This is a genomic window from Afipia broomeae ATCC 49717 (assembly GCF_000314675.2).
GTDB lineage: Bacteria > Pseudomonadota > Alphaproteobacteria > Rhizobiales > Xanthobacteraceae > Afipia > Afipia broomeae.
On the sequence record NZ_KB375282.1, the window covers coordinates 604,150 to 616,819 of the forward strand.

Annotated in this window: 7 protein-coding genes; 5 read left to right on the forward strand and 2 right to left on the reverse strand. The window is 56.9% G+C overall.

The genetic code is table 11. The features are described 5' to 3' along the window. The first annotated feature begins 298 nt into the window (after positions 1–298). From HMPREF9695_RS02935 to HMPREF9695_RS02950, 4 genes are all read left to right on the forward strand, one after another. Positions 299–1,048 (forward strand): oxygen-binding di-iron domain-containing protein, encoded by a 750-nt coding sequence (locus HMPREF9695_RS02935; RefSeq protein WP_006019288.1) that lies wholly within the window; start codon positions 299–301, stop codon positions 1,046–1,048. 33 nt (positions 1,049–1,081) lie between these two features. Beyond that, positions 1,082–1,504 carry an ester cyclase gene (locus HMPREF9695_RS02940; RefSeq protein WP_006019289.1) on the forward strand — a complete coding sequence of 141 codons (423 nt, stop codon included), beginning with the start codon at positions 1,082–1,084 and terminating at the stop codon, positions 1,502–1,504. A gap of 1 nt (position 1,505) precedes the next feature. Then, positions 1,506–2,111, forward strand: a complete 606-nt coding sequence (locus tag HMPREF9695_RS02945; RefSeq protein WP_006019290.1) for a TetR/AcrR family transcriptional regulator — start codon at positions 1,506–1,508, stop codon at positions 2,109–2,111. 158 nt (positions 2,112–2,269) lie between these two features. After that, a complete protein-coding gene (locus tag HMPREF9695_RS02950) occupies positions 2,270–2,746 on the forward strand; it encodes a c-type cytochrome (RefSeq protein WP_245258754.1) in 477 nt (158 codons plus the stop codon). A gap of 1,061 nt (positions 2,747–3,807) precedes the next feature. On the opposite strand, the gene HMPREF9695_RS25185 is transcribed toward HMPREF9695_RS02950, so the two are convergent. Together HMPREF9695_RS25185 and HMPREF9695_RS02960 are read right to left on the reverse strand one after the other, a co-directional pair. Then, the gene (locus HMPREF9695_RS25185) at positions 3,808–5,061 is read right to left on the reverse strand and encodes a response regulator (RefSeq protein ID WP_245258700.1); all 1,254 of its coding nucleotides are present in this window, start codon (positions 5,059–5,061) and stop codon (positions 3,808–3,810) included. Beyond that, positions 5,046–11,258, reverse strand: coding sequence for a HAMP domain-containing protein (locus tag HMPREF9695_RS02960; protein ID WP_157223897.1), 6,213 nt, complete (start codon positions 11,256–11,258; stop codon positions 5,046–5,048). Before HMPREF9695_RS02960 ends, HMPREF9695_RS25185 begins: the two co-directional genes overlap by 16 nt. Before the next feature lie 959 nt (positions 11,259–12,217). Here HMPREF9695_RS02960 and HMPREF9695_RS02965 point away from each other — a divergent pair. Further along, a complete protein-coding gene (locus tag HMPREF9695_RS02965; protein ID WP_006019296.1) occupies positions 12,218–12,445 on the forward strand; it encodes a DUF6894 family protein in 228 nt (75 codons plus the stop codon). Positions 12,446–12,670: the final 225 nt, after the last annotated feature.

Sequence of the window (12,670 nt, forward strand, 5' to 3'; positions counted from 1 at the left end):
CCGCACTCTGCGGGAAGATATTCACAAGCCTAACAGATCCCAATCGGATGAATGCGTGACGAGCGCCGGCGTCGAACGCCTCTGAGAAGGCGGGGTCTCGGTGACCGGAACGTGTTCCGATTACTCACCCCATTGGGCTGTTGACAGAGGTATTCTTCGTAATGTGAATGATGTATTGACGTGAGACGATTGTCTCATTAATAAAAAAATGTCTCGTTTAGTGGGGGCGCATTTTTCAATTGTCATGTGTCTGACGGATGGCCGGGGCAGGCACGCGTCGATTTTTCAGGGGAAAGTCATGGAAACCAAAATCACCGAAATTGCCGATGGTATTTATCGTCTCTCAACATTCGTGCCGGACATCGCGCCACCGGCAGGTTTCACCTTCAACCAGTTTCTCGTCCTCGGGGATGAGCCTCTGATGTTCCACACCGGCTTGCGAAAGATGTTCACGCTCAATAGCGAGGCGCTTGCTCGGATCGTTTCGCCTGAAAAGCTGCGCTGGATTGCTTACGGCCATTTCGAGGCGGACGAATGTGGAGCCATGAATGAATGGCTTGCGATTGCACCGCACGCGACCGCCGCCCATGGGAACATCGGCTGTATGGTGTCCCTCAACGATTTCGCCGATCGTCTACCTCGCGTCCTCAATGATGGCGACGTAGTTGATATTGGCGGTGGCAAGCGGGTGCGCTTTATTGACACCCCTCATACGCCACATGGCTGGGATGCCGGTGTCATCTATGAGGAATCGACCGGCACGCTTCTGTGTGGGGATCTGTTCACACAGCTTGGCAACAGTTCGGCGCTAACGGATGGTGATATCGTCGGCCCCGCCATCGAAGCCGAAGACTTATTTAAGTATTCAGGACTCAATCCCGAGATGGGGACGACGATACGCGCGTTGTCGAAGCTGATGCCAAAAACGCTTGCGCTCATGCACGGTCCTTCGTTTTCCGGCGACGGCGCCGCAGCGTTGTGCGCGCTGGCAGATGACTACGATCGACGCATGCGGATCGCCGCGCTTTCGAACGTCAAGGCAGCTTGAATTTCGTATCCATAGCCAGAAAGGGTGACTTCTATGGTGCTGACTCCGAAGCAGATGGACGACAAGATGGACCAGCATTTCGCGTTCGAAGGGAATGACGACGTTGACGGCGTGCTTGCCACTCTGACCGATGATGTGGATCATGACATTGTAGGCTGGCCGTTCGGTCCTTCGCGCGGTCGTGAAGGGGCGCGCCGTTTCTATGAAACAATGTTTGTTGACCTTGCCGACAGCACGGTGCGGTGTGTGAAACGACTCTATGGGCCGAATTTTATGGTCGATGAATCGATCTGGTCTGGGAAGGCACCAGGAAGGCCGTTCGGGCTGGAAGGGCGAAACCGGCCACTTGAGTTCAGGTTGCTTCACGTCCTGGAGTTTGCCGAGAGTGGCGATATCAAGCGTGAGAATGTCTGGATCGATCTGGCCGCCATCATGCAGCAATTGCCACAGGATTGAAGTGACACAATCAGAAACATTGGGTCGTCCGAACCAGAAAGCCCGCACACGGAAGGATCTCCTTCAGGCTGCGGCCCGCTTGATTAAGCAGGGCCGCACGCCAACCTTGGAGGAGATCGCCGAGGCTGCCATGGTATCGCGCGCAACAGCATACAGATACTTTCCAAGTGTTGAAGCTCTTATGGTGGAAGCGGCAGTTGACGTGGCCGTGCCTGAGCCTGGGGAGTTCTTCCGAAATGAGACGTCGCGTGATCCTGTGGCGCGGTTGCAGCGTGTTGAAACCACGCTCTACGATATGATCTTGGCGAACGAGTCGTTGCTGCGCAACATGCTCGCTTACACCATCCAGAGGGACTCCCTCACCGATGGCGATGCCAAGTTGCCGAAGCGCCAGGATCGCCGCACGCCGTTGATTGAAGCGGCCCTGGAGCCGGCGCGCGATCAGTTCAAGCTGGCCGATCTACGCATGCTCACGAAGGCGCTTGCGCTGGTCATGGGCCCGGAAGCAACCATCGTTATCAAGGACGTTCTGCGTCTTCCCGATGGGGATGCGCGAAAGGTCAAGCGCTGGGTCATTCGCTCACTTGTCGAAGCGGCAAAAAAGTAAATACTTCTGGTGGGAAAGTTTTCCAGCGTTCCGAACTCACGATCTGTTTTTCATAAATTGGTGGATTAGCCATGATTGACATTATTCATACGTCGTACCGAACCGTCTCCAAGATCGCTGTTCGTCTTACAGCATTGGCTGCGGCGTTGACATTCGTCATGTCCTGTGCGGCCTCTGCCCAAAACGCCCAGATCAAGCGCGGCCAGTATCTGGTTTCCTTCGGAGGCTGCAACGATTGCCACACACCGGGATACTTCTTAGGTAAACCCGACACGGCACGCTATCTCGGCGGTTCGGAAGTTGGATTTGAAATTCCAGGCCTGGGCGTGTTTCACGGTCCCAATCTCACGCCGGATCGCGAGACCGGGCTGGGCCAATGGTCATCGGAGGATATTGCGGCAGCAATCACCAAAGGCCGACGGCCCGATGGCCGGGTGCTGGCGCCGATCATGCCCTGGCATGCATTCGCCAATCTCACGCGCCAGGATACTTTGGCTATTGTCGCCTTTCTCAAGAGTCTGCCACCCGTGAAGAACAAGGTCCCTGGTCCCTTTGGACCCGACGATAAGCCAGTGTCATTTGTGATGAAGATCGTGCCGCCCGCTAGTACTGCAGGCGCGGCAGAACAAAAATAGTATACATATAGTAGGTGAACAGAGCGGCCATGAGCAACCCGGTGGCGAAGTACGCCGCGTACCGAAGCATGAGCTCCTATACTCCGAAAAGGGCTGCGACAACCGCGCCAGCACAATCTTGAAGCGTAGCGGAGCGTCAGTCACTGCGAGGCAAACGCAGTTTGCACCGGTGTCTGCATAGGATGGAGAGTTCCCGCGGGCGCTTCGTTGCGACGGTTTCGACGATCCGATCACTGTCAATGATCTGACCGCAAATCAAGCGCTCATCAGAATGTTACTCATTCCTGTGGAAGTGTATCTTCTGACCTTCGACTTGTGGGTCGGCGCCGAAGTTTGACCATCTCGCCAACAAAGATGCCGCAATGATCATTAGTCGTCCCACTTCACGGCAAACGAACTGGTCGCTACTCCGAAACCTGTCTATCGGCTTGTCAGTTTCGTCCCGCCGTTATGACAGGGGGACTTCAATGTCAAACGCGCGGCGCTTCGGTAATGAGCATCGAAAAAATCCGTCGGTCATTGTCGGCTAAAAGACGGCGGCTTAGCTGAACATCTTGATCGCGACCACGACGATAATAGTTGCCGCGGCCATGTACCCATAAACGATGAGTCTGCGATTGATCTGCATGGTTCAGCGCAGCATAAACAGAAGCAGGCTTGCCCCGAGAAGCGCAACTCCGGAATAGCAGGCACAGAGAAAGCCGTTACAGACGCGCTTAAGCTGGATCGACGACATCGCGCACTCGTGAATATACTGAGGCTATGATGCCCCGGACTAATTAAAAATTTCCGAATCTTGCGAGTTCCATTGCCGGGCTCCGCCCGGCGTTTTCCCGAACAGCTCACACCTTGCAGCGAATGAAATTGGTGGGTCCGGATCACGACTTCCAGCTGGTTGGCGTGCAATGAATGCGTTCAGTGGTTACGCAAGTTCGCGTAATGAGCCGTTATGGAACGTTGGTCATCGCTTGGAGATGCGATCCTGATCCAAACTGAAGTGGAAAGCAGTCTTCTTGCTCGCCGAAGAGTGGACGCCCGGAAGCTAGGATCAGTCGGGACGGTTACGTCGCCTCAAGAACATTTTTCGCTGGACAACTAAGTCGCCAGATCAGCCCTGTTGATGCATAGCTAAGCTCAACTTTTCCGCCCAGACTCATCTCGGTCATTTTCGTGATAACAGTTGTGCCAAAGCCACGGTTGGCTGGGCGCGCAACAGGTGGACCGCCTTTCTCAACCCAGCTCATTGTGAAATTCTCCCTGCCGGCGTCTCCATCAAGGCGCCATGAGATTTCAACGCGACCATTCTCAACTGACAAAGCACCGTGCTTGACCGCGTTTGTCGAGAGCTCGTGGACCACCATACCAACAGACTGAGCAGCTGAAGGCGCCAGGCGAAGCCTGGGGCCTTCAACCGTGATCCTTTGCCCGACCAACTCGGCAAAATGCGCGAGTTGTCCGCGAACGAGATCCGACGCATCGACGCATTTCCACTGACCGACCACCAGCAAGTCGTGGTTCACCGCCAGAGCCTGAATCCGGCTGGAGAAGCGAAGAAGAAAATCACTAGAGTTTGAGGCGACCGTCTGCTGGGCGACGGCCATCACGACGCTGAGGATGTTCTTTGAACGATGATTAACTTCATTCATCAGCAAGCGAACTTGTTCCTCGGAACGCTTGTGAGCCTCGGTGCGCTCCAGCACCCTTTGCTCAAGTGTATTGTTAAGTTCGTAAAGTTGCTGCTGGGCGAGACGCCGCTCGGCGACCTCAGCCATGAGCGCGCGGTTCGCGTTTTCGAGCTCACGCTGTTTCAGATAAAGCTCGACCAGCACCGCAACTTTTGACCGAAGGATAGCCGGGTTGATTGGCTTGTGCAGATAGTCGACGGCTCCGCTATCGTAGCCTTCGATCACATGCTGGTCTTCATTATAATAGGCCGTGAGAAATATGATGGGTATCTCTGCGTTTTTCTTGCGCTCCCTGATCATCTGGGCCAGTTCGAAGCCGGTCAGGCCGGGCAGGCGGACATCGAGAATCAGGACCGCAAATTCGTCGGCCAGCAGCGACAGAAGAGCCTGCTCGGCGGACTCCGCTCGAACCAGCCGATAACGCGGCGCGTCCAATACGCTTTCCAGGACCGTGAGATTTCTCGGTTCGTCGTCGACGATCAATATATTGATGAGGTCACTGGTCTCCGGGCTCGTCGAGGCTGGACGGGCCGTCGTATCGCTGTCAGTCAGCGTTGCTTCTTCCACGTAACCGCTGGTAGCCGATGGCAGGTTCATCTGCGTTTGCTCATGCTTCAACGGTGCAGCCATACACGCATCAACGAAAGAAGCTGATCTGTATTTACTGGTTTTGAAATGTAGTCGCTGGCGCCGGCTTCAAGGCACTTCTCGCGATCGCCTTTCATCGCCTTCGCTGTGAGCGCGAGTATCGGAAGCGTATGAAAGTCAGGAATTTTGCGAATCTCGCGAATCGTCTCGTAGCCGTCCATTTCCGGCATCATGATATCCATCAGGACGAGACTGATGTCGGGAGTCTTCTGTACGATCTCAATGGCGGTTTTACCGTTGGTCGTACTCACGACATCCACGTCGTGATTTTCGAGCAGGGATGTGAGTGCGAAGATGTTTCGGGCATCGTCGTCGACAATGAGCACTTTGCGTTTCTGCAGGATTTCGTTCGACCCGTGAAGCCGGCTGAGCATCGCCTGTTTCTCTGGCGGTAGGTCGGTTATCACCCGATGAAGAAACAACGCGGTTTCATCCAGCAGGCGCTCCGGTGACTGCACATCTTTCAGAACGACGCTCTTTGCCATAGTCTTGAGTTCAAGCTGCTCGTCAATCGTCAAATTCTTGCCGGTGAAAACGACGATCGGCACGGTTGCCAATGCTGGATCGGCATGCAGCTTCTTTAGCAGCTCAAAGCCGGTCATGTCGGGCAGTCGCAGATCGAGCACGACGCAATCGAAGTGCTGCTCCCGCATGGCTTGCAGCGCCTTTTCTCCGCTCGCCGCGGTTACAAGCTCGATGTCGTTATAACCCAGCAGTTCTACAATGGACTGCCGTTCGATGTCGTTGTCTTCAATCACCAGAAGGCGCTTTGTGCGCGTGACCGTGAAGTTCTTGAGGCGGTCGAGCGCCGTCTCCAGTGAGGACGTGGTGGGCTCCTTGATGAGATAGGAAAATGCGCCATGGGAAAGACCATGCTGGCGTTCCTCGTCCAGCGTGACGATCTGCACCGGTATGTGCCGCGTCGTCGGGTCGAGCTTGAGTTGATTGAGCAGCGTCCAGCCCAGCATGTCTGGCAGAAATATATCGAGAGAAATGGCTGCCGGGCGGAATTGCCGGGCCAGGGAAAGCCCGGTCGCGCCTCTGGTCGCAACGATGCCTTTAAAGCCTTTGTCGTGAGCCAGTCCAAGGAGAATGCGAGCGTAGTGAGGGTCGTCCTCGATGATGAGCAGTACGGTATCATCTCTTTCGATGATGTCGCGATCATCGTCGATATGCTCTTCCCGCCCGACCGGCATGACGATGAGTTCGCGGGAAACCGGCGCGCGGACCGCGGATCCGTCAGCAACCACATTTTGGGAGCTGTCGCGGCCCGGGAACTGGACGGGCAGGAACAGCGTAAAGGTGCTTCCCTGGCCGTAGATGCTGGTGAGCTTAATTTCTCCCCCCAGCAGGGTCGCTAGCTCGCGGCTGATCGCGAGGCCAAGTCCGGTGCCACCGTATCTGCGCGAGGTGCCAGCGTCTGCCTGCTGGAACGCTTCAAAGATGAGTCGCTGCTTGTCGGGAGCGATACCGATACCTGTGTCTTCCACGGAAAAGGAGACAACTTTCTCGGCCTTGCTCAGGACGGGATGGTCTGTACTCCAGCCCTGGGTCACGAGTTCAGCACGAACATGGACATGCCCGCGTGCGGTAAATTTCACGGCGTTGGAGAGTAGGTTCTTGAGAATTTGCTGGAGGCGCTTGTCGTCGCTTTCTATCAAACGGGGAAGATCGGCTGCGAAATCAATCTTGAAGGGCAGGCTCTTCGCTTCTGCGACATGACGGAAGTTGCGTTCGATGTTGTCGCGCAGGCGAGCAAACGGAATTTCCTCAACTTCGACGGTAACCGTACCCGATTCGATTTTCGACAGATCGAGAATGTCGTTGATCAGGTTCAGAAGGTCGGAGCCGGACGAATTAATGTTGCGGGAGAACTCGATCTGCTTGTCCGATAGGTTGCCCGGCACGTTCTCAGCAAGCTGTTGACTGAGTATCAGGATCGAATTGAGCGGTGTCCGCAGTTCGTGAGACATATTGGCCAGGAATTCGGACTTGTACTTCGAGGTAAGCGCAAGTTCGATGGCTTTCTCTTCCAGTGCAAAGCGCGCCTGCTCGACCTCCGCGTTCTTTCGCTCGACCTCCGCATTTTGATCTGCGAGCAGCTTTGCCTTCGTCCCCAGTTCCTCGTTGGTCTGCTGCAGCTCGATCTGGCGCGACTGCAGTTCGGCGGTCAGTTGTTGCGATTGGGTCAGTAGCCTTTCGGTGCGCATGGTCGCTTCGATAGTGTTGAAGACTGCGCCAAGGCTTAGGGTCAGTTGTTCCAGGAATGCGAGGTCGACTTCGGTGAACGGCTGCAGCGTTGCCAGTTCGATCACAGCCTTGGTCTGTCCCTCGAACAGAACCGGCAGCACCACCACGCTCACGCGTGTAGCCTTGCCAAGGCTGGACGAGATCGTGAGATAATCCGGTGACACGTCTCCCAGCAGGATCGTCTTCTTTTCGATTGCGGATTGGCCCACCAGGCCCTCGCCGAGGTCGATGGTTTCGCGTGGCCGGACGCCGCCGCGCGCATAACTCGAAAGCAGCTTGAGCTTGGTGTTTTCTTCATCGCTGTCGAGGTGATAGATCGTGCCTTGATAGGCTTTGACCAGCGGACCCAGCTCGCTCAAAAGGATATCTCCCACCGTGCTGAGTTGTCGCTGGCCCTGAAGCATATTGGTAAATTTGGCAAGGTTGGTCTTCAGCCAGTCTTGTTGCCGATTACTTTCGGTCGTATCGCGCAGGTTGGCGATCATCGTGTTGAGGTTGTCTTTCAGCTCGGCGACTTCGCCGCGAGCCTCGACCTGAATCGTGCGCGTGAGATCGCCCTTGGTGACAGCGGTGGCGACCTCGGCAATTGCGCGAACCTGAGTAGTCAGATTTGCCGCGAGCAAGTTGACGTTGCTGGTGAGATCCTTCCATGTGCCTGCGGCGCCAGGGACGTTAGCCTGGCCGCCTAATCTTCCTTCTACGCCGACCTCCCGCGCCACGTTCGTCACCTGGTCTGCAAACGTCGCGAGTGTGTCGGTCATATTGTTGATGGTTTCGCCGAGGGCCGCGACCTCGCCCTTCGCCTGCACGGTGAGCCGCTGGCTCAGGTTGCCGTTGGCGACAGCGGTCACCACCTTCACGATGCCGCGAACCTGGTCCGTCAGGTTGGAGGCCATGAAGTTGACACTGTCGGTCAGATCCTTCCAGGTACCGGCCACGCCGCGGACCTGGGCCTGACCTCCGAGCTTGCCTTCGGTGCCGACCTCACGCGCCACGCGTGTGACCTCGCCGGCGAACAGGTTGAGCTGATCGACCATCGTGTTGATGGTGTTCTTCAGTTCCAGAACCTCGCCCTTCACATCTACCGTGATCTTGCGGTTGAGATCGCCGCGCGCCACTGCCGTAGTGACTTCCGCGATATTGCGCACCTGTGTTGTCAGATTGTTGGCGAGACCGTTGACCGTGTCGGTCAGGTCCTTCCAGGTGCCGGCTACTCCCGGAACGGCGGCCTGACCTCCGAGCCGGCCTTCGGTGCCGACCTCACGGGCCACGCGTGTCACTTCCGATGCAAAAGAACGAAGCTGCTCAACCATCGTGTTGATGGTTTCCTTGAGCTGGAGAATTTCACCGCGCACGTCGACCGTAATCTTCTTCGACAGGTCGCCGCTGGCGACCGCAATGGTGACCTCGGCGATGTTACGGACCTGACCGGTGAGGTTTGAGGCCATGTAGTTGACGTTATCGGTGAGGTCCTTCCAAGTGCCCGCGACGCCGGGCACCGCGGCTTGGCCGCCAAGTTTGCCTTCGGTGCCCACTTCGCGTGCGACGCGGGTAACTTCGGACGCGAAGGCTGAGAGCTGATCAACCATCGTGTTCATGGTTTCCTTCAGCTGCAGAATCTCGCCTTTCACGTCCACCGTGATCTTGCGGCTCAGATCGCCGCGCGCGATGGCGGTGGCGACGTCCGCGATGTTGCGAACTTGACCTGTCAGGTTGTTGGCCATCGAGTTGACGTTGTCGGTGAGATCCTTCCAGGTGCCGGCCACGCCGGGTACCTGCGCCTGACCGCCGAGCTTGCCTTCAGTGCCGACTTCGCGTGCGACGCGGCTCACCTCAGCGGCGAACGAGCGAAGTTGATCGACCATCGTGTTGATCGTTTCCTTCACTTCCAGGATCTCGCCGCGGACGTCGGCGGTGATCTTTTTTGAAAGGTCGCCGTTCGCAACAGCAATGGTGACCTCGGCGATGTTGCGGACCTGACCTGTCAGGTTATTGGCCATCGAGTTGACGTTGTCGGTGAGATCCTTCCAGGTGCCGGCGACGCCAGGCACCACAGCCTGACCGCCGAGTTTGCCTTCGGTGCCAACTTCGCGCGCCACACGGGTGACTTCGGACGCAAAGCCATTGAGCTGATCCACCATCGTGTTGATGGTATTCTTCACTTCCAGAATTTCGCCCCGCACGTCGGCGGTGATCTTTTTGGACAGATCGCCGCGCGCCACGGCGGTGGTGACTTCGGCGATGTTGCGGACTTGACCGGTGAGATTCGACGCCATGAAGTTGACGCTGTCGGTGAGGTCCTTCCAGGTTCCGGCGACGCCTGGCACCACAGCCTGACCGCCGAGTTTGCCTTCGGTGCCGACTTCACGCGCCACGCGCGTGACTTCCGCCGCGAAGCTATTGAGCTGATCCACCATCGTGTTCATGGTGTTCTTGAGTGCGAGAATTTCGCCCTTCACTTCGACGGTAATCTTCGAGGAAAGGTCACCTTCGGCGATAGCTGTCGCCACTTCGGCGATGTTGCGAACCTGACCGGTCAGGTTGTTGGCCATCGAGTTGACGTTGTCGGTGAGGTCCTTCCAGGTGCCGGCCACGCCTTCGACCGCCGCTTGTCCGCCAAGCTTGCCTTCGGTGCCGACCTCGCGCGCTACGCGGCTGACTTCGCCCGCGAAAGCGTTAAGCTGATCGACCATCGTATTGAGAGTAATTTTCAGCTCAAGAATCTCGCCCTTCACATCGACGGTGATCTTGCGCGACAGATCGCCGTTGGCCACGGCGGTTGCCACATCCGCGATATTGCGGACCTGGCCGGTCAGGTTCGACGCCATCGAGTTGACGTTGTCGGTGAGATCCTTCCAGGTGCCGGCGACGCCAGGCACCACAGCCTGACCGCCGAGTTTGCCTTCGGTGCCAACTTCGCGCGCCACACGGGTGACTTCGGACGCAAAGCCATTGAGCTGATCCACCATCGTGTTGATGGTATTCTTCACTTCCAGAATTTCGCCCCGCACGTCGGCGGTGATCTTTTTGGACAGATCGCCGCGCGCCACGGCGGTGGTGACTTCGGCGATGTTGCGGACTTGACCGGTGAGATTCGACGCCATGAAGTTGACATTGTCGGTGAGGTCCTTCCAGGTACCTGCAACGCCGGGCACGGCAGCCTGGCCGCCGAGTTTGCCCTCGGTGCCGACTTCGCGCGCCACGCGCGTGACTTCCGCCGCGAAACCATTGAGCTGATCCACCATCGTGTTGATGGTGTTCTTAAGCGCGAGGATTTCGCCTTTTACATCGACCGTGATTTTACGCGACAGATCGCCTCGCGCGACGGCGGTTGTCACATCGGCAATATTGCGGACCTGTGCGGTTAGGTTTCCGGCCATGTGGTTGACCGACTCGGTGAGTTCCTTCCAAACACCGGACACACCCTTGACCTGGGCTTGGCCTCCAAGCTTGCCCTCGGTACCCACTTCGCGCGCCACCCGTGTCACCTCGGAGGTGAACACAGAAAGCTGCTCGATCATGGTGTTGACGAGATTAGCCGACCGCAAGAATTCGCCTTTAAGCGGCCGCCCGTCTACCTCCAGTTCCATGGACTGCCCAAGGTCACCCTTTGCCACGGCCCCAATGGTGCGCGCCACCTCGGTGGTAGGCCGCACCAGATCGTCCAGGAGGGTGTTGATAGAGTCGGCCTGCTCAGCCCATCCGCCGATCGCACCGGGCAGGGTCATGCGCTGCCTGAGGCGCCCCTCTTTGCCGACCGTCCCGCTTAGCCGCGCCACCTCTCCAGTGATCCGGCCCTGGTGTGCGAGGGTTTGGTTGAAAGCCTCGGCTATTCGTCCATCCGTGCCGGGCCAATCTCTCGGTAAGCGCACCGAGAAGTCGCCATCCCGAAATGCCACCATCGCCGCGAGAAGCTGCCGCGAACGCATTGCCGCGGCATCGTCAATTAGGTCTCTGGCCTCCCCGTTCCCTCTTGCGATGGCCAAGGGTTTCTTGCGATTTCTCGGGATCGTCGTTTCGCTCATGGGTCACCGGTAAATGCGATCGCGACATAACATGCAGCGATCCGTGGCTGACGGCAATCGTCCTTCATTCCGGCACTTCCCATTCATTGCGAGAGACACCGATCAACGTGGAGCATTACAATTCTGTAGGAATAAATGCTGCAGACGAGGTGGGCAACATCACCGCGGCCCGACTCACAATCTGAACGATTCCGGAAACTTTCGTTCCAGGATATGGTTCCATGGCCGGAACAAGAAGCGCGCTTAAATTTTGTTCGCGCAAAATATGAGAATTGTCCGACGGCACCCGGGCCTAAGTACTTTCCCGCACGCTTGCTCGGCGCCCTTCGCCATCATTGCCGGGTGGTATAAGCCAACCCTCTCTGGAGGGGCCGTGCAGCCGTCGTGCGTTTGGATCTCTCAAAGAGAAATGGCCTTGCCCAATCACCGGTAAGGCCATTCAAGCGTTAGCGAAGCAGGATGATCAGCAAAATCAGCAACGATGGAATTACAAGTAGGTGCGCCTTTCAGGCTTTTGCGCACCACGTCCATCAATAGATCACATTGCCGCTGGTACGTGAACCAGCCGATGCATTGATTGTCTCGCTATTGCGCTTGCGTTGGTCAATTTGTTTGGGGAGCTTCAGGACACCCGGCGCTATTACACCACGGCAAATCTGCTGAGATGGCAAGGGGACCCTACTGCTGATTATTTTGGTTGTTGAGGACGAAGCGCGCAGCGGCTGATTGCCAAACATTGAAACCCATCATTCCCGAAAGGTAGAGCCGCTCCGAGGCGTTCGCTTTATCGTTCAGAATCGCGGCGGCGGAGCTGAACTTTCTTACCACAGTCGATTTGTCTCCTTTAGGAAGGAGACGGAGCAGTGCCTCGTTATCATTTTAACATATTCCACGATCGTGTTTATTGGGACGACGTGGGGGAGGAACTGCCGGACCAGGATGCGGCTTGGGTCGAGGCGACCCGTACCGCCGGCGAGATGATCAAAAACCTCGATGGCAAGCTGAAACCGGGCCGGGACTGGCGCATGGAAGTAACCGATGAGTTTCAAAACCCTCTTTGGGAGATTCGCGTCAACGCCGAAAAAAGGTAGATGTGAGGGGCAGCTAAAGGGATTAAATAACGCCACAGCTGCCGGTGATTAAGGGATTCGCGTTCTCTCCGGCAAGGCGCAAATTGGAACATTACCGCTCGCCCTGGTAGGTGTCGGTGACTGAGAGCATTGAGCTCTTTATTGCGGTGAGGCCGCATGCTAACCGACGACCGGGCGTATGGCGCGCCTGTTACTTGTCCCAAGTACAAGCCTCCGCGCGCAATG

What these genes read in the sequence shown, in the direction of transcription:
- HMPREF9695_RS02935 (WP_006019288.1), top strand. Translation starts at nt 299, where the DNA reads ATGGAAACCAAAATCACCGAAATTGCCGATGGTATTTATCGTCTCTCA.
- HMPREF9695_RS02940 (WP_006019289.1), top strand. Translation starts at nt 1,082, where the DNA reads ATGGTGCTGACTCCGAAGCAGATGGACGACAAGATGGACCAGCATTTC.
- HMPREF9695_RS02950 (WP_245258754.1), top strand. Translation starts at nt 2,270, where the DNA reads ATGTCCTGTGCGGCCTCTGCCCAAAACGCCCAGATCAAGCGCGGCCAG.
- HMPREF9695_RS25185 (WP_245258700.1), bottom strand. Translation starts at nt 5,061, where the DNA reads ATGGCTGCACCGTTGAAGCATGAGCAAACGCAGATGAACCTGCCATCG.
- HMPREF9695_RS02960 (WP_157223897.1), bottom strand. Translation starts at nt 11,258, where the DNA reads ATGCGTTCGCGGCAGCTTCTCGCGGCGATGGTGGCATTTCGGGATGGC.